Source organism: Cupriavidus sp. BIC8F (assembly GCF_032465815.1).
Taxonomy (GTDB): Bacteria; Pseudomonadota; Gammaproteobacteria; order Burkholderiales; family Burkholderiaceae; genus Cupriavidus; species Cupriavidus necator.
Window position 1 is genome coordinate 1,365,776 of the sequence record NZ_CP136094.1, and the last position, 19,512, is coordinate 1,385,287.

The window sequence follows — 19,512 nt, forward strand, 5'->3', positions numbered from 1 at the left end:
TAGGGCGTAGCCCGTAGCGTCTTCCCCCTCGCGACTCCGGTCAGAATGGGTCGGCCTCAGCTTCAGTCCTGGCACTCGCGCGCGCCTGCTCGCGGGCTTTGATGCGCTTCTTCGCCTCGGCCGTGCTGCGACTGAAGCGGATCGACTCGTTGCCTGTCTCCACAATGTGGCAGTGGTGGGTGAGGCGGTCCAGAAGCGCGGTGGTCATCTTCGCGTCGCCGAACACACTGGACCATTCGGCGAAGTCCAGGTTGGTCGTGATCATCACACTGGTGTGCTCGTACAGCCTGCTGAGCAGGTGAAACAGCAGCGCCCCGCCGGCCTGGCTGAATGGCAGATAGCCCAGCTCATCCAGAATGACCAGATCCATGCGCAGCAGGCTGGTGGCGATACGACCAGCCTTGCCTTGAGTCTTCTCCTGTTCCAGCGCGTTGACCAGATCGACCGTGGAGTAGAACCGCACCCGCTTGCCATGCTGGGTGATGCCAGAAACGCCAATAGCCGTGGCCAGATGGGTTTTCCCAGTCCCGGGCCCGCCCACGAGCACGACGTTGTGCGCCTCGTCGGTGAAGGTCGTCGTGGCCAACGTGCCCACGAGTCTGCGGTCCACCGGCGAGACCTCGAAGTCGAAGCTCGCCATGTCCCGATGCACCGGGAACTTCGCCGCGTGCATTTGGTGGCTGACCGAGCGCATCGCACGATCAGTGCCCTCGGCCTGCAGCAGGTGCTCGATCAACCAGCGTGAGGACTCAATCCCCGCATGACCACCTTGCTCGACCAGATCGGCCCACGCGCCGGCCATGCCGTGCAGGCGCAGTGCCTTGAGTTCGACCAGCACGTCAGTCGTCATGGCCGGCTCCCTCGACGGTGATGCCAACGGTGTTGCCCACGCCGCTTGCAGCACGCAGGCTGTCGTAGCGCGCCGTGTTCGCCAGTGGTGGTGTAGCCACTTTCAACTGCGTGGCCGCTGTTGGCAGTGTCGGCACCGCGTTGAGCCTGCCCAGCACGTTGACCACGTGCTCCACACTGACCTTGCCCGGCGGCCCGCTCTCCAGGGCCAACTCCACCGCCACCAGCACCGCATCCAGTCCGGCGCTCAGCACGATGGCCAGCACCTGCGCCATCACCCTGTCGCCACCCGGGTTGCGCAGCAGCCCTCGGCGCAGCCGCTGCAGTGGCTCGGGCATGTCGGCAAACGGCGCGCCGTTCCTGAGTGCGCCGGGCTTCCGCTGCAGCAGCGGAATGTAGTGCTGCCAGTCGTACCGGGTCTCGCCAGCGCTGCTCAACCGGTCGTGGCGTGCAACGATTCTGTCCTCAGCCACGATGACGACGCTGGCCGGGTATAGCCGCGTGCTGACCATCTGGCCAAACAGTTCGCACGGTACCGAGTAGCGATTGCGCGCCACCGACACCAGGCAGGTGCTGGACACCCGAGCGGGCTTCTCGACGTAGCCGTCGAAGGGCGCGGGCATGGGCATCAGGTGCGCTCGCTCGTGCTCGAGCATCTCGGCCACGCTGAACTGCGTGTGCTCCGGGTGGCGCACCTCGTCCCACAGGGCCCTGCAGCGCTGGCCTAGCCAGGCGTTGAGTTCGGTGAAGCTGCCGAACTTGATCTTGGCCGCGTCGATCCAGATGCGCCGGCGGCTGTCCTGCACGTTCTTCTCCACGACACCCTTCTCCCAGCCGCTGGCCACGTTGCAGAAGTCGGGGTCGTACAGGTAATGCGCGCACATGGCGGCGAAGCGCTCGTTGACGATGCGGCCCTTGCCCTTCTTGACCTTGTCTACAGCCGTCTTCATGTTGTCGTAGATGCCACGCCGGGCCACGCCACCGAGCGCCGCGAACGACCGGGTGTGGGCATCGAACAGCATCTCGTGTCCCTGGCTTGGGTAGGCCACCAGCCAGAAGGCCCGACTGGCGCACAGCTTCATGTGTGAGACCTGCGCCCGGTAGTAGATGCCGCCTACCACCACGCCTTCCTCGCTCCAATCGAACTGGAAGGCCTCGCCCAGCTCAAAGGCCAATGGCACAAAGGCGTTGGCAGTCGCCGTTTGCCCTTCGCTCTGGCGCCACGCCCGGATGAAGTCGGTCACCCGCGTGTAGCCGCCTTCGTAGCCCGCGCTCCTGATTTCGGCGTACAGCGCCTTGGCCGTGCGACGCTCGCGCTTGGGCCGCCGGGAGTCTGCCTTCAACGCCTGCCGGAGCGCGTCGTGGAACGCTGTGAGCTTGTTCGGCTGCTGGCCGCGCCGGTACTTCGGTGGACTGTCCACCTCGCCGTGCAGCCACTTCGCAACCGTGTTGCGCGACAGCCCCGTCATGCGCGCAATCTCGCGCTCCGATTTGTTCTTCCGGGCATGCAAACGCCGGATCTTGCCAATCATGTCCATGGTGATCACTCCTCGTCCTCTGTTGCACAAAAAAGCAGCAGAGTAGGTTGCTCACCTGGCTCAGTTTTGGGTCGGCACAACCCTCATCAGTGGCTCAGTTTTCGGTCGGCGCCAACATTCCACATGATTCCAATCCTCCTGGGAACAGGCCGATGCCTGCCTTCCGGACGAAGATTAAAACTGTGATCACAGATCAAATATAGAGAATAACCCTATGTGCTATGCTTCGCGACATGACCCTGAATGACCTTGTGACGCCTCTTGTCCGCCAGACGCTCAGCCGCGACGTCTACACGCAGCTGCGAGACCTGCTGATCAGCGGGCAGATGATGCCGGGAGAGCAGATTTCCCTGCGCAACATTGCTGCCGCATTGGGCGTCAGCGTCATGCCGGTGCGGGAAGCGGTGCATCGCCTGGTTGCCGAGCAGGCACTTGAGCTCACGCCAAACCGTGCACTGCGGGTACCGAGGATGAGCGTCAGCCAGTTCGAGGAAATCACAAAGATCCGGATCGAACTGGAGGGACTCGCCACCGCGACCGCGGCAGAGCGCATCACCGATGAGGAACTGAAGCAGGTACAGGCACTGCACCGCCGGTTTGCCGACGAGATGTCCAAGCGCAGCCCAGACGGCGCGGATGTCATCGCCGCGAACCAGGCCTTTCACTTTGCCGTCTACGCCTCTGCGCGCATGCCGATCCTGTTGCAGATGATCGAGTCGCAGTGGCTGCGCATCGGCCCCATTCTTAACCACGACCTCCGCTCCGGATCGCGCCGCGTGGAAGAGCGCGTCGCGGTCAGGCACCACGACAATCTGATCGCAGCTCTGCGCAAGCATGACAGTGCGGCGGCATGTGCGGCGCTGCGCGGGGATATCGAGAGCGCAGCGGCTTATATTGTCTCGGCGGGGGTGCTGGTCAATACGGACAGGGCGGAGGATGCGGCGGCCACGCTGGTGCCTGTGAAGCGGGCTGCGAAGGCTGGGGGGGCGGGGGTGAAGCGCTGATCAGCGTGGCTGACGGGACGATGCACTACAGGGAATTTCGCCGAAAGGCCAGGCCTGATTGAGTGCTGTCGCGCCGGCCGTTGCTTGCAGCGCTCAAGTGAGGACCTGGTACTCGGGAATGAACGGCTGCGACACCAGGTAGCGCAGCAGGTCAGCGCCGCAGTCCTTCACGGATGGCCCGCCGGCCGACCTGCAGCTTCGCCGACGGATCTTCGGCTGCAAGCTGCAGTTTCACAGCGATTTCAACGAGATCGCAGATTGGCGCAGCAGCGCAGGCCAAAGTCTTGACCGCCGCTTTCCACGACTTTGCCACGCGGCCAGCGGCGTGCTTGCGCCAGCCCCTGGTCCAGTCGCGCAATCACGTCGGCGAGGCCTGGCGTTTCGGTATGCCGGAACCGAGCACGATGATGGCTGCCGGCGGCAGTCCGCTGGCCCCTTCGGCATCGCGCCGCGGTCTACATCGCCATGGGCGGCCGGCTTCCACGCAAGGTCGCCCATCCGGAATGCTTCAACCAGGCGCTTAGTCGTGGTCGTGATCCTCGTGGTGATCGTGGTGATGGTGCTTGTCGTAATGCCGGTGATGGCGGTGGTTCCACTCGTCGCGGCCCCACCAGCGGCGGCCGTCCCAATAGCGGTCGCCATGCCAGCCGATCACGATGACCGGCCCGGCCACGACGGCGGGAGCCGGCTGATAGACCACCGGCGGCGGCTGGTAGATTACCGGCGGCGGGGCCGGCTCCACATAGACCGGGGCGGGGCCCACGTTCACGTCAACGTCCACGCGCGCCACCGCGGCCGTAGAGGCCGCCACGGCGAGCGCGCCGAGAGTGAGGCAAGTAGCGTAGCGTCGGAGCATGATCATCCTCTTTGGAGAACCAGTACCTTTTCAATCTACGACGGAAATCTCGCGCGCCATGTGCCGCAAAGGCTGAAAGGGTTGTCGGCGCTTGTCCGATATGGCGGCCATGACAATGCGTCTGGAGCGCATTGCGTGTATTGCGTGACATACACGGGCTCAACGGTTCACCGTGTCTCGCAAAGATGGCGCGTACGTATCCGGGATCAGGTCGCCCCAGTTGGGTTACCTCTGCGCATCAAGCTGTTCATGCACTGCTTATTGCTGATGTTGTCGGCCGGCACGCTCTCGCAATCGATGGGCGCGTTCCAGTCGGCCTCGCAATCTTCCAGCGTGGCGTCGCTGGCGCGGAGCAAGGTCACGCCGGGATCGTCGTCGGCGTTGTCGTCGGTGTCGTCGCTGCCGACGCTGATCACCACCATGCCGGCCACCACGGCGCAAGCGCCGATGATCCACAGCGTGGGGGATTTCTTCGGCTGGGTGTCATCGGCCTGTGCTGGCAGTTGTCTTCTCATCCATATCGACGTGGATACGAAAATGAACTAAATCAGTGTTCATTTCTATATTCGTCGCTGCTGCAGCTTCTTGGACATTGTGTTGAAGCCATCCAACGAAATGTAACTCTCGATAAGATCTAGGAAGCGTCCTATATTCGCCCTAAGGTCCGCTTGTTACTGTCGCGCCAACTCAGCGCGGAGAGTATCGCTACGGACGCCACAGGGTCATCGAGATGTGCCCGTAGCCAACAGGAATCCAGGCCGCGCCCACCCAGCAAGACGGGAGCGCGGTCAATGCATCCAGTACAGGCAACTACGGATCAAGCAGGCACCTTAGGGCGTGCCATCGCCACATGGCCCTGCATCACAGCATTGGCTCTGGCTGCGGCGTCGATGGCCGCGACTGCCCTGGCCGCCGGTGTCGTCCCCGACGGCGGCACCGCCACCACAGCCACCGCCGGCGCCAATGGCCGCATCACTGTCGCGGCCATTCAGCTTGGCATGACTGGCAAGATCAAGCTCGATAAGTTGGTGACTGCAGGTATCGCAGGGGCAGTGACCGGGGGACTAACCGGATACTTTGGGTCCAACTACGGCGTTGAACGGGTGCTCACGGCTGGCGCCGCCGGTTGCGGTGCGGCTGCGATACAGGGGGGCGACTGTAAGTCGGGGGCAATGACGGGCTTCGCGACGGCCGCTGTCGCATGGGCGGCGGATGCGATGCGCCAGGACCAAATTGAGTCTTCTCGGCGCTTCAAGGGCATCTACGACACACAGGACGAAGCTGTGTTTACTTCAAATGCGACTGGCCCAAGTGCCGGCATTGACGGCGACGGAATGAAGATCGCTGGAACGCGTGTTAGTTTTGATGATCTGCGGAAGTACGGGACGGTTGTCGAGCGACCCGATGGAGCGTGGGATTTCACAGGAACTATCATCAATCCAAAGACTAACAATCTCTGGTCGTTGGCAGAGGCGCTCAATAAGGAGGGTGGCCTTACCGGCGGATTTCAAGGACTTGGCGGAACGCTAATAAATTCGCCATACCCGCCCGGTACATTTACAGACAAGCTGTTGGAGGCATTTGCTGGGCCACATGACTACCTTGGTAGCCTCACGGCTTACGACAACCTCGGCAATCTTAAGGAAGGAATGACCTCATTCCAGCGCATGATGTTTGAGATTCAGACGGATATCGATATTCCACTGGTGGCTCCCTTTGCTGCGGTAACGCTGCTCAATCAGTATGGTATCGATTGGTCGATCTTTCGCAATCAGACACTGCAACCAACGGATAGGAAATGACGGGAGCAAAGTTGTGTGTCGGGGTGATGACCCTTGCTTGTGTTGCTTGTCTTCATTCCCCGCCGAATTACCCCGGTGCCGGAGGCAATAATCTCGATCCGGCCGAGTACGCAGCCGCAGAATGCCCAAATTTAAGTGGGCGGTATCAAGGGATTGGTGAGCTCGTAGAGGGAGATGCATCGGCACAACAAGCGGCGCGAAAATGGCGACTTTCAAACGTATTTCCCTTTCGGGACAATCATCAAGCGCAGGCAGTACTAGCTGCGTCCCGATCAAGCGAGGGTCGGTACGTGTCCCCTATTTACGCAATCGTGACAATGGCAAGCCGTATTGCGAAACTCAATTTGCGTTATGAGAATGGAAAATCGCTTGAGTATGTCTCCTCCTTTGAGGACAAGGGGAGATTTGTGTGTACTGGTGCGAATGGAATAATTTCGTGGGGAGGGGCAAGCGACGGCGGGCGATCTGAGTATGGGCCAAATCGCTCCGACTCGGTCGTCACGTTGTATCTAGATCCTTCTGGAAACCTCATTTTTGAACGGGGCATGCAGGTCCACATGAGCCTGCGGTTAGGATTGATTCCAACTGGAACAGCCAAATACTTTGCTATCTATCGATTTAAACGACTGCCGGATTGAGAGTAACCGAAGGCACATAACCATGACATTTGTGCACTACGCCGTTGTTAAGGAAGCCTGCCCAGTTTGTGGGCAGGGTCGCGTTCTTATTGCCGTTGAGAAGGATGCTGGTGCTCTCTTTGTAATCTGCGAGGATTGCGAGTCGGAGTGGCATTCGCCTAGTGAGTCGCAGTATGCCGAGCGGGCCACTCGAGATAAGCATACGTTCTCTCGCTACCTTCAGCCTGACGAGATGATAGAACACCCCTGGTATTCATTGATTATAAATAGGTAAGTACAACCGCGAGGATCTTCAATTCCGTAACTGGACTCTCGAGAGCAACAAGAAGATGCGTGCGGATGGCAAAGGTGGTAGATCAGAATTCGGACCCGGTGCTACGGATTCGATGGCAATGCTCTATCTAGATGGCCAAGGAAATCTTAATTTCGGAAGCTTCGATGCAGGTTCACATGAATCTGCGGTTTGGCGGGATCCCTCCGGTACGGCCAAGCACTTCTCAGAATATGAATTTAAACGGCTACCTGAATGAAAACGTCATTCCTTCTCCATCTTCGGCGCTTTGAACTTGCCGCAGGAAGTTGCTTGGCACTTTCCGCCTGCGCCCCGATGATTGCGACGGCCCCAGTGGCCATCGAGGTCACGCAACCAAGCGCGGCTGCCCGGCGCATCCAGATCCTGATGGCTACAACCGTCGGACTGGACACCGGCTATTCCCGCACACTGGCTGCCAAGTCGGTCTGGTCGCGGGTCGGCCGTTTGCCGCAGGGCGAGGTGTACCGCCCGGTCGGCACCATCTTCACGATCGAGGGCCGCCAGGTCCACGAGGCCTACCTGGTCATCCGCGACAAGACCCTGGTGGGCTTCTATTTGCCGGGGGAGCAGAACTATTCCCCGCTTTCCACTGCAGTACCTTTGGACTTGGGAGAAGTCGAATGAAACGGGTTACGTGCATGCTGATCGCCGTGCTGGCGGTGTCGTCGCTGCTGGCTGGTTGTGCTTCGGGTGTGAAACACGCCGACATGGCGGCGTCGATTCCGACGATGAAGCCTGGCGAGGGTCGGGTCTACTTCCTGCGCTCGGCGTCGATGTTCGGCGCCGCGATCCAGCCGGATCTGCGTCTTAACAACCAGGTGGTGGGCGAGTCCAAGCCCGGCGGCTTCTTCTTTGTGGATCGGCCGGCCGGCAAGTATGTGGCCTCGGCTGCGACTGAAACGGAGAAGACGTTGAGCTTCGTGCTGGATGCGGGCGAGACGAAGTACGTGCGCAGCTCACCGTCGATCGGGCTGATGGTTGGCCGCGTCGTGCTGGAGCTGGAAACGCCGGAGAAGGCGAAGGCAGAACTTGCTTCGCTGAGCTACACCGGCGACGTGGTCAAGACGCCGGCGAAGTAAGTGCCATGACAGCCCTGCCGGGGTGTCCTGGCAAGGACACCAGGCGGGGTGGTCGGCGCCTGCCATCGCGTTGCCGGTACCGGACCGCAGCCTCACGTCAAACACGCCGCATTCATCACCCCCACCGACAACGAAATCACCCCCATCACCGCCCCCACCCCCCGGTTGTCGCTGGAGATCGCCTCACTGACACCCCCCAACGCCCGCGCCGCCACCAGATAAGCCACTACCTGCACCGCAAACGCCCCAAACGCCCACAGCAAAAACATCCCAAACGTAGCGTTGTGCTGGATGCTCGACGACAACGTCAGCGAGAACCCCAGCACCGCCCCGCCCAGCGCCAACGCCGCCGCCACATTCCCCTCGCGGATCAGCTGGAATTCCCGATGCGGCGTCACCCGCGCATAGACCAGCAGAAACAGCACCAGCAAGCCAAGGCCGGTGACGATGTAGATCAGATAGGCAAGCGCCGGGTGCATGACATTGACCATAGGTTGGACTCGTTGTCAGTGGATCAGGGAAGGGAGTACGACATGGCGAACGGCAGGCGGCACTCAGCCGCCACCAGAGCGCCCGGAGCTGCCAAAGCGGCTGGCAAAGCCACCACGCGATACCACCGGCGCGCGCGACACCGCCGCGGCGCGCATGGACAGGCCCATGGAGCGCCCGCCGCTGAGCGAGCTGCGGCGGACGGTGGCTTCTTCCACCATCGCGGCGTGCGGGGTGGCGTTGGTGAAGGCTTGCGTGCGCGTGCCGGTGCTGTCGTAGACGTTCATCGGGCGCAGCGGGCCGGCGGACATGTCGCGCTGGGTCTGGGTGCCGTTGGGGTGGTAGACGGTGCCGCTGGAGGTGTAGTACGGGCCGTACCAGCGCGCGTAGGACATGCTGCTGCCGTGGCTGGTGCCGGAGCCGCCGGTGGCGGCGTCGCTGGCGGATGCGTTCAGGCTGGAGCTGTAGATGGTGCTGGGGTCGTCGACCGGCACGCTTTCGCAGTCGTTGGGGGTGTTCCAGTCGGCTTCGCAGTCTTCCAGGGTGGCGTAGCTGGCGCGGCGCACGGTCACGCCGGGATCGTCGTCGGCGTCCTCGCTGCAGGAGCCGATCACCGCCACGCTGGCAACCACGGCGCAGGCGCCGACGATCCACAGCGTGGGCGAACTGCGCTTCTGCTCGGCCGCAAAGGGCTGCGGCTGCCACGCGGACCGGGGGGATCCCTTTGACCTGGGCTGGTACGGACTGTCGTACTTTGTCGGCTTGCGGCCGTTGTTGTTCTTCTTTGCCATCGGTCCTTACTCGTTCATGAAGTAGTGTGGAACGAAGAAACTGGTGTTCTTGGCGATGGGCCCGGATTCCTCGCGCACGCACAGGCCGCTGGGCACGCCGTCGACAATCCACACGCCCAGCGTGGTGTAGCGCCCGTCAAAGCGGCGCGCCGGGGCGTAGGCCTGGTAGATGAAGCCTTCTGCGCCGTATTCACCGGGGTTGTGGACGTGGCCGCCTTCCGGAGTGGCCAGGGTTACGCTCTCGCCCTCGCGTGACAGAAAGGGCTTCTTGGCGTGCGGCTGGCCGGCGAAGTGGCCGGGGTCGAAGCTGGCTTCCAGCAGGTTGGGGTGGCCGGGAAAGAGCTCCCACAGGATCGGCAGGATGGCTTTGTTGGACAGCACGGCCTTCCACGGCGGCTCGACCCAGCGCACCGGGCTGTGCGCGAGCTGGCCGCCGTAGTCGGAGGTGGCCATCCACTCCCACGGGTAGAGCTTGAAGACGACTTCCATCGGCACGTCGTCGGCGTCGTAGAAGTTGCCGCGGCCGTCGGTGCCGATGTCCCGCAGGTCGACCAGCTTGACGGACCAGCCGGCCTGCAGCGCGGTGTCCATCAGGTATTCGGTGTTGCAGATGTCTTCCTGGCTGTCGAACATGCACGCAAGGTGCAGCAGGCTGGCGTTGCGGTAGTGGTTGCGCAGCCATTGCCAGCGCGCCACCAGCGCATCGTGCAGGCTGTTGAACTGGTCGGCCTGCGGCTGCACGGTGTCTTTCCAGTACCACTGCGCCACGGCGGATTCGATCAGCGAGGTCGGGGTGTCGGCGTTGAACTCATACAGCTTGGGCACGCCGTGCTGGTCCAGCGTCATGTCGAAGCGGCCGAACAACGTGGGCTCGTCGCGGTCCCAGGAGGTGCGGATCAGTTGCGCGAAGTCCTTGTCGATTGCCAGGCGTGCGAACCAGTCGTGGTCGACCACGTGCTGCACGGCTTCCAGGCAGCGCTGGTTCAGGTCGTACGCGGCGGCATAAAGCGTTTCGATCTCCTGCTTGCTGAAGGCGTAGGCGGCATCCTCGCGCCAGTAGAAGAAGGTGTTGTCATCGACTTCACGCGGGACGTTGAACTCATCCAGCGAATGGAAGTGGAAGCCGACCTTCTCAAGTTCGCGCGGCCAGTTGCGGCGCGGGGTCTGGGGGATGCGTTGCATCAGCAGGCGAGTGTCAGAAGAGAGGGATCGGGCTGGGCCATGGCGTCGTCCAGCAGGAAGTCGGTAAAGGCGAGCGCACTGGCGCCGGGCCGCGGCAGCCAGTCGGTGAACTGTACGCTGAGCGGTGCCCACCAGTGCGCGGCATCGGCCAGCACGGGGCGGAAGTCGAGCGCATCGGATTCCACCACGCCGCGCGCCGGGTTGGCCAGCATCCACTGCATGCCGGCGACCAGGCTCGATGCCACTTGCAGGCTGGTGGCGGTGTTGTACGGCGCCAGCGAGCGCGCGCGCTGCACGGACAGGCGCGAGCCGTACCAGACCGCGCCATGCCGGCCGCTCATCAGCAGCACGCCCAGCTCATCCTCGCCGCACTGGATCTCGTCGCGCAGGATGCGTTCGCCGCGCACGCGCGGGGCGGCCCGCTCGTCCAGCCATTGCATCGAGGTTTGCGTGGCGGATGTGGGGCGATAAGCGTAGTAGACGGTGGGGCGGTACGGCGGCTGGCCGGCAGTGTTGTCGGTCAGGTATTCGGCGACCGAGATCGATTCATTGTGCGTGATCAGGTACGCATCGAAGGGGCCGTGCGCCGGCGACCACGACCGCACGCGCGTGCGATGGCCGGGCCGGTCCAGCGCGATCGCCGCGCCGCTGCCGTAGCCGTGGCGATAGCCATCTGGCGGCAGCGCGGGCTCATGGCTGCCCCAGCCAAGTTCGGCGTCCTGCAGGCATTCGGTGATAAAGCCTTCGGCCGACCAGGTGTTGGCGAATTCGCCGTCGCGCGGATAGCCCGGCGCTTGCTGGCTGTCGTATTCGGCAATCTGGATCACGCGTATGTCCAGCGCGCGCGCCAGCGCGGCCCAGCTGGCGCGGTCCTCGGGCTCCGGCTGATCCAGGCCGGCGTTGCCGGCCAGTGCCATCAGCGCAGCCTTGATCAGCACCGATACCAGCCCGGGATTGGCGCCGTGCGCCACCAGCGCGGTCGGTTGCGTCTCGCGGCCGCGGGCGAAGGCCAGCATCTCGTGGCGCAGCGCGTAGTTGCTCAGGTGCGAGGCCTGCGGGTCCGCCTCATAGTCCCACGGCTCGATGCCGGCATCGACATAGAATGCGCCGCGCGCCTGCGCCAGCGCAATCAGGTCGCGGCTGCAGACGGATGGGGCCAGGTTCAGCAGGAAGGTGCCGGGCCGCAGCAGCGGGCCGAGCACGGGTTCAAAGTTGCTGTCGGTGATGGAGGCCTGGATGGCGCGCAGGCCGCGCCTTGCGACGATCTGCCTGCGGGCGTCGTCCAGCACGCGGTCCACCACGGTAATCGCTGCCCGTGGCCAGGTTCGTTCCAGCAGCGGCAGCACGGCCTGGCCGATGCAGCCAAAGCCGACGATGATGATTTGTTCGATCACGCCGACCCTGTAGCCCGTAGTGGCGAATGAACTGGCATACGGCGCGACATGACAATCGCGCTGGTGCCGGGCAGCATCGCCTTGCTTTGTCAATCTCGTCTGGATTTGCCAGAAATGGCGAGGGCAATTCTATCGCCGGGCCGGCTTGCTGCCAAGGAAACGGCAGGGCGTGCCTTGCCGGCATCCGGATGGGCTGAACGCGGACAGAGCCAATGCCACTGCCCCAGACGCTAGCGCTCAGGAGCCTTCTGCGACAACACCCACAGCATCGCCCCCACAGCCTCCGTCTGAGACCGCGTATGGGTCTTTTCATAGATCATGCGCATTTGGGAGCGAACGGTGGCAACCGATACGGCGGCGCTGCTGGCGTACTCGTCGGCGGTCTTGCCAGAGACTAGCGCTTCAGCGACTGCCGCTTCGGCCGTCGTCAGGCCGAAGGCTTGCCGCAACTGCCGCGCGGTTACCAGGGGGGCCGTGCCGCGCTGCCTGGCGGTGATCAGCATGGTGGCATGGCCAAACACCGCGCGCGTATCGGCTGCAGGGAGCATGGTGATGCTGAGGAAGACATCCGGCGGCGCGCCGGAGGTGGCCGGCAGCGCCAGGCTCTCTCCCTGGCGGGTTTTTGCCACGCGCCCGATGGCGGCTTGCAGGCCGGCGTTATCGGCTGCCGTGGACGCCACCAGGCGCCCGTGTTCCAGCTTCAGGCTGGTGGTGGCGCGCAACGCGGATTCAGCCGCCGCATTGACAAAGACCACGCGTGAGTGCCGGTCCAGCGCGAACACGGCCAGGCCCAGTTGCTCCATCAGTTCCGTGCCAAGCGCGGCGTCGCGATGCAGGACCCTGGCGTCCTGCCAGAGATTGATGGCGCGCTGCAGGTGGCCGGCCATGCCTGCCGCTGCCGCGCGTTCTTCCTGTGTGTAAGGCGTCCTGTCCCGCGCCCGCAACAGGCCAAGGAAGATTTCATCGCTGTTCGGGCGAGCCAGCCGCACACCCATCAGGTAGCGGAAGCCGGCCGGAATCTGGAAGTCCTGGAAGAACTCGCTTCGTGAAACCTCCTGTTCGCTCAGGTGTTCATCGCAGTTGACGAACTGGCCGATGCGGGCCTGTTCCACAAAACGGCGCCGGGGATCGAGGGCGCCATAGAACTGGTCATAACGGGCGATGACCTCATCCCATCTTACGTCCGGCGTATAGATGGAGAGATGCGGTGCATTGCGCACGGCGTCCCAGCTGAACATGTGGAAAACGTTGGCGCCCAATACCTCGGTGACGGTCTGGAACGCGTCCAGAAAGCCCTCTTGCCGGACCGCGGCTTCATAGAGGTCACCGACGAATTGATCTCTTGGCAATTCCATTCCTCCCCAGGCGCCGGTGTCCGGGCATCGTGCGTGCCCTCTGGCCGGCTCCCCCTCTTTTTATTCAATGCATTGTCTTGCGCGGGCTATCACTGCCGCTCTGCAAGCCGCACTGCGATTTTTTTTCTGGCTTTCATCAATTTGAATGATGCCAGCCAGTGCGCGTTTTTGCAGAATTCCGCGAAAGTCCGACGGCTTCAAATCCAGTTGCCAGGTCAAGAAAATGAAGCCCGGATTAACAAAAATCACAACGGGGTGTGCTCAATATGAATTATTGAGCGCTTTCAAAGGGGTCCATTGACGTAGCCAGTCAAGCTCCACCCTCCCTCAGAGGGGAGGTGGCTGCGTTTGCGGTGTTGTCTCTTTTACAACGGTACGGGGAAGGAAATGAAACTCACACCTATTGCACTCAGCATTGCAGTGCTCGCCTTGTCGGCGTGCGGCGGCGGCGGAGATTCTTCAACGGGAAGCACGACCACCACCACTGCGCCTCCAGAGGTTTCTGCGCCTGCCAAGCAAACTGTCAGCGGCGTAGCCGCGACCGGCGCGGCCATGCAGGGCGCAATGGTGACGCTGACGGACGCGGCCGGCAAGTCAGTCACCTGCCCGGCCGATGCCACCACGGGCTCGTTCCAGTGCGACGTGACTGGCCTGGCCGCGCCGTTCGTGCTGGCCGCCACCGGCAACGTGGCGGATTCGCAGGCTACGCTGATCAGCCTGAGCGCCACGGCAGGAACGCAGACCATCAACATCACGCCGCTGACCAACGCCATCGCCGCGACTATCATTGGCGACAACCCGGCCAAGCTGCTGGCCGACACCAGCCTGCTGCAGTCCAAGGTCACGTCGTCGGCCATCAGCACCACGGTAAAAGCCTATTCGGATGCGCTGGCTGCCCTGCTGAGCGCCACGGGCAACACCGGCGTGGACCTGATCTCTGGCCCGCTCACGGCCGGTGCGCCGGGGCTGGACCGCCTGCTGGACCAGGTAAAGATCAATGTGCTGCCAAATGGCGGCGTGCAGCTGTCTTCCGTCGCCGGCGCTTCCAGCGATACGCCCGTGGTGCTGCAGCTGGCGCCGGGCGTCGCTCCTACGGCCGGGGATGCGGCGAACTTGCCAAGCGTAGCCACGATCGGCGGCGTACCGGTGTCCAACCTGCCCGGAGCCAGCGACCTGGCCGCGCTGCAGACCGCATTCAACCAGTGCTTCGGCGGTTCATCGACGGGCAATGCGCGCATGGAGGGCAATGTTGCCGCGTGCAGCCAGATCTTTGTTGACGACGTGGCCTCCGGCAACCTGCAAGCGGGCGTTCCCGCCGCGTATTTGAGCAATGGCGCCAGCGCCGAGCAGGAATTCGGCCCGGGCCCGAGCGGCAGCGCCCCCGGCATCTTTGCGGACGACGAGATGAACGGCGCTGTATTCAGCCTGCCGGAAATCATCCGGGTGCAGGCGGCCGACAAGGTCTGGATGAAGCTGTCGTGGACGCGCACCGATGGCATCCGCGATGGTGTGCAGCTGATTGCGCAGGTCGCCCTGCAGCCTGCGGCGCGCTCGGGCAGCGACAACGGCTGGCGCCTGGTGGGCAACCAGCGCCATATTGTGTCCAAGGTCAACGGCAACGCCCAGCGCTGGGATTGGCTGAATCCGGCCAAGCCGATGACCGGCACTAATGCCTATATCAGCTCGCTGACGCTGCAGGTCGGCATCGCGGACGACCACGGTGTGCCGGTGGATTTTGCGATCGTGAAGGGGCCGGGGCTGCGCGATGGGGTCTTGCTCAACCGCAGCAATGGCGTGTGCGGCACGCTCAATATCGCGGCCCAGCTGACGTCTTCACAAACACCGGCCCAGGCGGCGCTGTTGCCAAGGCTGAACTCTTGCCGCAACAACTACCGGCTCGCTGGTGTGGCGCAGGACGCATCGGCCCAGGCCCAGTTCACCTGGCCGGGCGCCACCAACAAGGCGTTTGCCGATCCGCAGCTGAGCGCCACGGAACTGGCAGGGGTCACGCCGTTCAGCGCCTACACCTTCGACATCTATCAGAACGGCAACACAGCGGCGCCGGCCTACTCGTACACCGTGCGTCTGCGCACCCCGCCGCCGGCGCCGGGCACGCTGCACCAGTATGCCTGGCAGGATATCAGCAAGGCCGCGCGTGACCTGCTGACGCCGGGTTCCGGCACCACATTCACCGGCGGCAAGACTTTCCCGATGAGCTGGACCTCGGCCGCGGGCGTGCCGTTCGTCAAGCGGAGCAACGTGCAGATCCGCTCGACCATCGGCGCAACGCCGGCGGTGTTCGTGAGCGGCAACGGACGTGCGCGCCCGGCGGCGCCCAATACGGTGGTCAGCCTGGATGTGTCGGGAGACTTGGGTGCGTCGTTCCCATCGGTGGCGGGGGCGACTGGCGGGGGCGATATGTCGTTTGCCAACCTGAACTGGACAGATCCGTTTGACCTGAACTTCAGCACCAGCGTGGAGTATGACCACTAAGGCAATGGTGTGATCCGCTGCGCGGCTTGGCTGCCTGGTATGCAGCCAGGCCGCGGGCGGCTGATGCTTGTTTTGCTCGCTTCCAGGCCAGGGTGATTTGCTCTGGCCTCTTTTTTTGTTCGCGTGGTGGGTGCCCTTGAGCGTCGCAATTCCCGCTACGCCGCGCCTGCGCCAGCGCGATCAGGTCGCGGTCGCAGACCGCGTGGGCAGGTTGTGCGGCCTGCCCGTCAGCCAAGCAGCCGCCAGGCCAGCCGCGCCGCCACTCGCGCGCCCTGGTGGTCGCGGTCGTACTGCGGGTTGTACTCCGCCAGGTCGGCCACGCGCAGCTTGCCGCTGCGGCGGGCAAGCAGGACCAGTTCTTCCACCACCGGCAACGGCACGCCATAGGCGGCGGGTGCCGACACGCCTGGCATCACGGCCGCGGGCAGCGCGTCGAGGTCGATGGTCAGGTACACATGGTCCGCGGCGTCGATGCACGACGCCAGTTCCGCGAGGCGTGTTTCCAGGTGGCGCTCCTGCATGTCCACGTCTTCCACGTAACTGACGCACAGTGCGTCCGCGCGGTTGAACAGCGCCGGTGTGTTGCTGAGGCGGCTGACGCCCAGGCAGACATAGTCGAACGGCTGCCCGCGCTCGGCGCAGGCGTTGGCGATCTGGTCGAACGGCGTGCCGGAGCTTGCGGGCCGGCTGGTGCGCAGGTCGAAGTGGGCGTCGATATTGATGATGAGCACGCGCCCGCCATCGTCCTGCGCATCCAGATGCGCGCGCAGGCCTTGCCACGTGCCCCAGGCCACTTCATGGCCGCCGCCCAGCACCAGCGGCAGCCCGCCGCGCGCCAGCACGTCGCGCACGGCGCCCGCCAGCGCCAGCTGGGCTGACTCCAGGTCGCCGTCGTCACAGCTGACATTGCCGGCGTCGTATAACGCGGGCAGCCCGTGCGCCGGCACGTTGGCCAGCGCCTGGCGGATGGCGTCGGGGCCGTGCGCGGCGCCCGGACGGCCCTGGTTGCGCAGCACGCCTGCGTCGCAATTGAAGCCGAGCAACACCGGCGCGCCGTTGAGGGGCGTCACGTCTGCCGCTTCCAGCGCATGCACGATGCGGAACAGGCGCGTGGTGTCGCCACGCTCGCCGTCGTCGACACGGCCCTGCCAGAGGTTCTGGGTCACAGCCATCGTCACGCCCGCGTCAACACGGCCTGCAGGAAGCCGCGTGTGCGTTCCTGCGTCGGTGCAGAGAAGATGACCGACGGCGGCCCGGCCTCGATGATGCCGCCGCCATCCATGACCACCACCACATCGGCCACTTCACGGGCAAAGCCCATTTCATGGGTGACCACGACCATAGTCATGCCTTCGGCGGCCAGCACCTTCATCACCTGCAGCACTTCGCCCACCAGCTCTGGGTCCAGCGCGGAGGTCGGCTCGTCGAACAACATCACGCGCGGTTCCATGGCCAGCGCGCGGGCAATGGCCACGCGCTGCTTCTGGCCGCCGGACAGGCTGGCGGGCATGGCGTGGGCCTTGTGCGCAAGGCCGACTTTCTCAAGCAGGCCTGTCGCCTTGCGCTCGGCTTCCTCGCGCGAGGCGCCGCGCAGCATGCGGGGACCCACGGTGACGTTGTGCAGCACCGACAGGTGCGGGAACAGGTTGAACGACTGGAACACCATGCCCACTTCCGTGCGCAGCTGGTTCAGCTCGTGCTCGCCGATCAGCTGGCCTTCGGTCACCAGGCGCTTGCCGACGATGTCGATGGTGCCGGCCTCAGGTTGTTCCAGGCCGTTGCAGCAGCGCAGGAAGGTGCTCTTGCCCGAGCCGCTGGGGCCGATCACGACCACGACCTGCGACGGCTCCACATCGAAGTCGATGCCGCGCAAGACCGTATGGCCGCCGAACGATTTGCCCAGGTTCCGGATCCGGATGATTGCGGAATCGCTCATTGCACCATGCCTCCCATGCGCAGCCGTTGCTCGGCGCGCCGCAGGATCAGCCCGGCCGCGCTCGTCAGGATCAGATAAACCAGCGCGATCGCCAGATAGACTTCCAGCGACCGGTACGACACGCTGATGATCTTCTGGCCCTCGTGCATCAGGTCGGCAATGGTCAGCAGCGACACCAGCGCCGAGTTCTTGATGAGGGCGATGAACTCATTGCCTAGGAGTCCGTCGGACTTGAGCCCGGGCGAATCCGAATGATCGGTGCGACGAGATTTTTGGACGGCAATCGCGCTGATCGAACGCTCTTGATGGTTGACGAGGCACTGTGATGGCACATTGGAGCGCCTTAGGGGCTCGGCTTTGGGTAGTCGAGGCGCACTTTGCTATCCAACCGCTCGCAGAACGTGCATGCGCTTGATGTTCCAGGCCATGGTCACAAGACTCCATTCGCCTTGCGCCTTGTCCAGCCCGCGCATGCTCATCTGGCGCCAACCCATTACCCGTTTGATGATGCCGAACACCGGCTCCACCGTCTGCTTGCGCAAGCTGTAGAGGGCGCGCCCGGCTTGTGTGCCCAGTCGGTGCGCCATCTGCACAACCGGGTCCGTGGTCTGGGGCTGCGGCACATCGGGGGCAAAGCGCTCCAGCACAGGGGCATGATGCGGCTCCCGCCTTAGCGCCAGCAGCGGCTCGATCCCTGCATCGTGGCACACGCGATCACGTTGGCCTGACTGAAGAAGCCGTTGTCCGTGATCAGCGTGCGCACCTCGCCCAGCACCGCAGGCAACGCCGCGATCTGCTCCAGCGTGGGCACGACTTCGCGCTTGTCGTTGCACGCCTGGCTCACGTGCTGGGTGACCACCATCATCGTCTCTGTGTCTACCCCGGCTTGCGCGTTGTAGCTTTGTTCGAAGCCACCCCCGAGACGGGCATGATGCGTGACTCTTCATCCGTGAGGTTCACCTGATCGCCATCCTTGGGCCCCGCCTCTGGTGGCTCGGGATCCTTGCCGCGCGGCTTCTTGCCAGCGTCCCGCTGAGACTTGCGCTTAGCCGTCTTGGCCTCGTACTCCTGCTGTTCGAGTTGATGACGCTCGGCGGCGCGCTGCTCGATCTTTGCCTTGGCCAGCGCCATCGCGCTCAAGCGGTCTTCGCGTCGAGCGATCTCCGCCGGCACGTCCATGCCATCCGGGATGGCTGCGCGGTCGCTGTTCTCGGCCAGCGCAAGCAGGGCCTGCACTTCCTGTCGTAACTGCGCCTCGATCTTTTGGGCATGACCCCACGACAGGGCGCGGTGCTTGCTCGCGTTCGCGTCGATCTTGGTGCCGTCCAGCGCAATGTGCCCGAGCTTGAGCAGTTTCATCTCGCGCGCCAGCACCAGCACCTGCACAAACAGCGCCTCCACCTCCTTCAGGAATCGACGCCGGAACGTCGCCAGCGTGTCGTGATCCGGGTGGGTGTTGGCTGCCACATAGCGGAAGGCCACCGAGTCGTAGGTCGCGCGTTCGAGCTTGCGGCTCGAGTGCACGCCATTGGCATAGCCGTAGATCAGCAAGCCCAGCAACACGGCGGGATGGTGCGCCGCCGAACCCCGGCCCGCGTATTGGCGTGTCAGTTCGCTCAGATCGAGCTGCTCGATGACTTCGACTACGAAGCGCGCCAAGTGATCATCGGGCAGCCATTCGTCCACTGAGGGCGGCAACAGGTACGCGGTATCTCGGTCTACGGGAACGAAGCGGCTCATCGGGTAGGTCTTTGGTTGTGCGCCAGCGATTATCTCGGACAACGTCATCTTGC

Annotated in this window: 18 protein-coding genes and 2 pseudogenes; 6 read left to right on the forward strand and 14 right to left on the reverse strand. The window is 63.7% G+C overall.

Annotated features, from left to right (window positions below; all coding sequences use genetic code 11):
• Window positions 1-40: 40 nt before the first annotated feature.
• Window positions 41-850 carry an IS21-like element helper ATPase IstB gene (gene istB, locus RS901_RS06320; protein WP_316152097.1) on the reverse strand — a complete coding sequence of 270 codons (810 nt, stop codon included), beginning with the start codon at window positions 848-850 and terminating at the stop codon, window positions 41-43.
• Complete coding sequence (gene istA, locus RS901_RS06325; protein ID WP_316152099.1) at window positions 840-2,387, reverse strand: IS21 family transposase; 1,548 nt, start codon at window positions 2,385-2,387, stop codon at window positions 840-842. Before istA ends, istB begins: the two co-directional genes overlap by 11 nt.
• 221 nt (window positions 2,388-2,608) lie before the next feature.
• Here istA and RS901_RS06330 point away from each other — a divergent pair, with 221 nt between their 5' ends.
• On the forward strand, window positions 2,609-3,391 hold the full coding sequence (locus RS901_RS06330) for a GntR family transcriptional regulator (protein WP_316152100.1): 783 nt from the start codon (window positions 2,609-2,611) through the stop codon (window positions 3,389-3,391).
• Between the two features lie 151 nt (window positions 3,392-3,542).
• Here the strand turns inward: RS901_RS06330 and RS901_RS06335 are convergent, their stop codons facing one another.
• The 3 genes from RS901_RS06335 to RS901_RS06345 all read right to left on the reverse strand — a co-directional run bounded on the left by RS901_RS06335 (window position 3,543) and on the right by RS901_RS06345 (window position 4,762).
• The gene (locus RS901_RS06335; protein WP_316152102.1) at window positions 3,543-3,749 is read right to left on the reverse strand and encodes a hypothetical protein; all 207 of its coding nucleotides are present in this window, start codon (window positions 3,747-3,749) and stop codon (window positions 3,543-3,545) included.
• A gap of 162 nt (window positions 3,750-3,911) precedes the next feature.
• Window positions 3,912-4,253 carry a hypothetical protein gene (locus tag RS901_RS06340; protein WP_316152104.1) on the reverse strand — a complete coding sequence of 114 codons (342 nt, stop codon included), beginning with the start codon at window positions 4,251-4,253 and terminating at the stop codon, window positions 3,912-3,914.
• Between the two features lie 200 nt (window positions 4,254-4,453).
• Window positions 4,454-4,762, reverse strand: coding sequence for a hypothetical protein (locus tag RS901_RS06345; protein WP_316152106.1), 309 nt, complete (start codon window positions 4,760-4,762; stop codon window positions 4,454-4,456).
• A gap of 276 nt (window positions 4,763-5,038) precedes the next feature.
• On the opposite strand from RS901_RS06345, the gene RS901_RS06350 reads away from it, so the two are divergent.
• The 4 genes from RS901_RS06350 (at window position 5,039) to RS901_RS06365 (ending at window position 8,079) form a co-directional block, all read left to right on the forward strand.
• Window positions 5,039-6,049 (forward strand): hypothetical protein, encoded by a 1,011-nt coding sequence (locus RS901_RS06350; protein WP_316152108.1) that lies wholly within the window; start codon window positions 5,039-5,041, stop codon window positions 6,047-6,049.
• A complete protein-coding gene (locus RS901_RS06355) occupies window positions 6,046-6,687 on the forward strand; it encodes a hypothetical protein (RefSeq protein ID WP_316152110.1) in 642 nt (213 codons plus the stop codon). The genes RS901_RS06350 and RS901_RS06355 overlap by 4 nt, the downstream gene beginning before the upstream one ends.
• Before the next feature lie 526 nt (window positions 6,688-7,213).
• Complete coding sequence (locus tag RS901_RS06360; protein ID WP_316152112.1) at window positions 7,214-7,624, forward strand: hypothetical protein; 411 nt, start codon at window positions 7,214-7,216, stop codon at window positions 7,622-7,624.
• A complete protein-coding gene (locus RS901_RS06365) occupies window positions 7,621-8,079 on the forward strand; it encodes a DUF2846 domain-containing protein (protein WP_316152113.1) in 459 nt (152 codons plus the stop codon). Before RS901_RS06360 ends, RS901_RS06365 begins: the two co-directional genes overlap by 4 nt.
• 92 nt (window positions 8,080-8,171) lie before the next feature.
• Here RS901_RS06365 and RS901_RS06370 read toward each other — a convergent pair whose 3' ends face one another.
• The 5 genes from RS901_RS06370 to RS901_RS06390 form a co-directional block, all read right to left on the reverse strand.
• Entirely contained in the window at window positions 8,172-8,570 is a 399-nt protein-coding gene (locus RS901_RS06370; RefSeq protein ID WP_316152115.1) for a DUF350 domain-containing protein, read from the reverse strand.
• A 63-nt stretch (window positions 8,571-8,633) separates the two neighbouring features.
• Window positions 8,634-9,359 carry a hypothetical protein gene (locus RS901_RS06375; RefSeq protein ID WP_316152117.1) on the reverse strand — a complete coding sequence of 242 codons (726 nt, stop codon included), beginning with the start codon at window positions 9,357-9,359 and terminating at the stop codon, window positions 8,634-8,636.
• Between the two features lie 6 nt (window positions 9,360-9,365).
• Window positions 9,366-10,541, reverse strand: a complete 1,176-nt coding sequence (locus RS901_RS06380; RefSeq protein ID WP_316152118.1) for a glutathionylspermidine synthase family protein — start codon at window positions 10,539-10,541, stop codon at window positions 9,366-9,368.
• Window positions 10,541-12,028 carry a saccharopine dehydrogenase NADP-binding domain-containing protein gene (locus RS901_RS06385; protein ID WP_316152120.1) on the reverse strand — a complete coding sequence of 496 codons (1,488 nt, stop codon included), beginning with the start codon at window positions 12,026-12,028 and terminating at the stop codon, window positions 10,541-10,543. The genes RS901_RS06380 and RS901_RS06385 overlap by 1 nt, the downstream gene beginning before the upstream one ends.
• 137 nt (window positions 12,029-12,165) lie before the next feature.
• Complete coding sequence (locus RS901_RS06390; RefSeq protein WP_316152122.1) at window positions 12,166-13,284, reverse strand: helix-turn-helix transcriptional regulator; 1,119 nt, start codon at window positions 13,282-13,284, stop codon at window positions 12,166-12,168.
• Between the two features lie 393 nt (window positions 13,285-13,677).
• Here RS901_RS06390 and RS901_RS06395 point away from each other — a divergent pair, with 393 nt between their 5' ends.
• Window positions 13,678-15,783 (forward strand): hypothetical protein, encoded by a 2,106-nt coding sequence (locus RS901_RS06395; protein ID WP_316152125.1) that lies wholly within the window; start codon window positions 13,678-13,680, stop codon window positions 15,781-15,783.
• 227 nt (window positions 15,784-16,010) lie between these two features.
• Here RS901_RS06395 and hutG read toward each other — a convergent pair whose 3' ends face one another.
• The 4 genes and pseudogenes from hutG to RS901_RS06415 form a co-directional block, all read right to left on the reverse strand.
• Entirely contained in the window at window positions 16,011-16,955 is a 945-nt protein-coding gene (gene hutG / locus RS901_RS06400; RefSeq protein ID WP_316152126.1) for a formimidoylglutamase, read from the reverse strand.
• Between the two features lie 2 nt (window positions 16,956-16,957).
• Window positions 16,958-17,719 carry an amino acid ABC transporter ATP-binding protein gene (locus tag RS901_RS06405; protein ID WP_114136146.1) on the reverse strand — a complete coding sequence of 254 codons (762 nt, stop codon included), beginning with the start codon at window positions 17,717-17,719 and terminating at the stop codon, window positions 16,958-16,960.
• A pseudogene (locus tag RS901_RS06410) lies at window positions 17,716-17,937 on the reverse strand (ABC transporter permease); the annotation flags it as partial. The gene RS901_RS06405 and the pseudogene RS901_RS06410, both read right to left, overlap by 4 nt.
• Before the next feature lie 162 nt (window positions 17,938-18,099).
• A pseudogene (locus tag RS901_RS06415) lies at window positions 18,100-19,459 on the reverse strand (IS1182 family transposase).
• Between the last annotated feature and the right edge of the window lie 53 nt (window positions 19,460-19,512).

What these genes read in the sequence shown, in the direction of transcription:
- istB (WP_316152097.1), bottom strand. Translation starts at nt 850, where the DNA reads ATGACGACTGACGTGCTGGTCGAACTCAAGGCACTGCGCCTGCACGGC.
- istA (WP_316152099.1), bottom strand. Translation starts at nt 2,387, where the DNA reads ATGGACATGATTGGCAAGATCCGGCGTTTGCATGCCCGGAAGAACAAA.
- RS901_RS06330 (WP_316152100.1), top strand. Translation starts at nt 2,609, where the DNA reads ATGCTTCGCGACATGACCCTGAATGACCTTGTGACGCCTCTTGTCCGC.
- RS901_RS06340 (WP_316152104.1), bottom strand. Translation starts at nt 4,253, where the DNA reads ATGATCATGCTCCGACGCTACGCTACTTGCCTCACTCTCGGCGCGCTC.
- RS901_RS06345 (WP_316152106.1), bottom strand. Translation starts at nt 4,762, where the DNA reads ATGAGAAGACAACTGCCAGCACAGGCCGATGACACCCAGCCGAAGAAA.
- RS901_RS06350 (WP_316152108.1), top strand. Translation starts at nt 5,039, where the DNA reads ATGCATCCAGTACAGGCAACTACGGATCAAGCAGGCACCTTAGGGCGT.
- RS901_RS06355 (WP_316152110.1), top strand. Translation starts at nt 6,046, where the DNA reads ATGACGGGAGCAAAGTTGTGTGTCGGGGTGATGACCCTTGCTTGTGTT.
- RS901_RS06360 (WP_316152112.1), top strand. Translation starts at nt 7,214, where the DNA reads ATGAAAACGTCATTCCTTCTCCATCTTCGGCGCTTTGAACTTGCCGCA.
- RS901_RS06365 (WP_316152113.1), top strand. Translation starts at nt 7,621, where the DNA reads ATGAAACGGGTTACGTGCATGCTGATCGCCGTGCTGGCGGTGTCGTCG.
- RS901_RS06370 (WP_316152115.1), bottom strand. Translation starts at nt 8,570, where the DNA reads ATGGTCAATGTCATGCACCCGGCGCTTGCCTATCTGATCTACATCGTC.
- RS901_RS06375 (WP_316152117.1), bottom strand. Translation starts at nt 9,359, where the DNA reads ATGGCAAAGAAGAACAACAACGGCCGCAAGCCGACAAAGTACGACAGT.
- RS901_RS06380 (WP_316152118.1), bottom strand. Translation starts at nt 10,541, where the DNA reads ATGCAACGCATCCCCCAGACCCCGCGCCGCAACTGGCCGCGCGAACTT.
- RS901_RS06395 (WP_316152125.1), top strand. Translation starts at nt 13,678, where the DNA reads ATGAAACTCACACCTATTGCACTCAGCATTGCAGTGCTCGCCTTGTCG.
- hutG (WP_316152126.1), bottom strand. Translation starts at nt 16,955, where the DNA reads ATGGCTGTGACCCAGAACCTCTGGCAGGGCCGTGTCGACGACGGCGAG.
- RS901_RS06405 (WP_114136146.1), bottom strand. Translation starts at nt 17,719, where the DNA reads ATGAGCGATTCCGCAATCATCCGGATCCGGAACCTGGGCAAATCGTTC.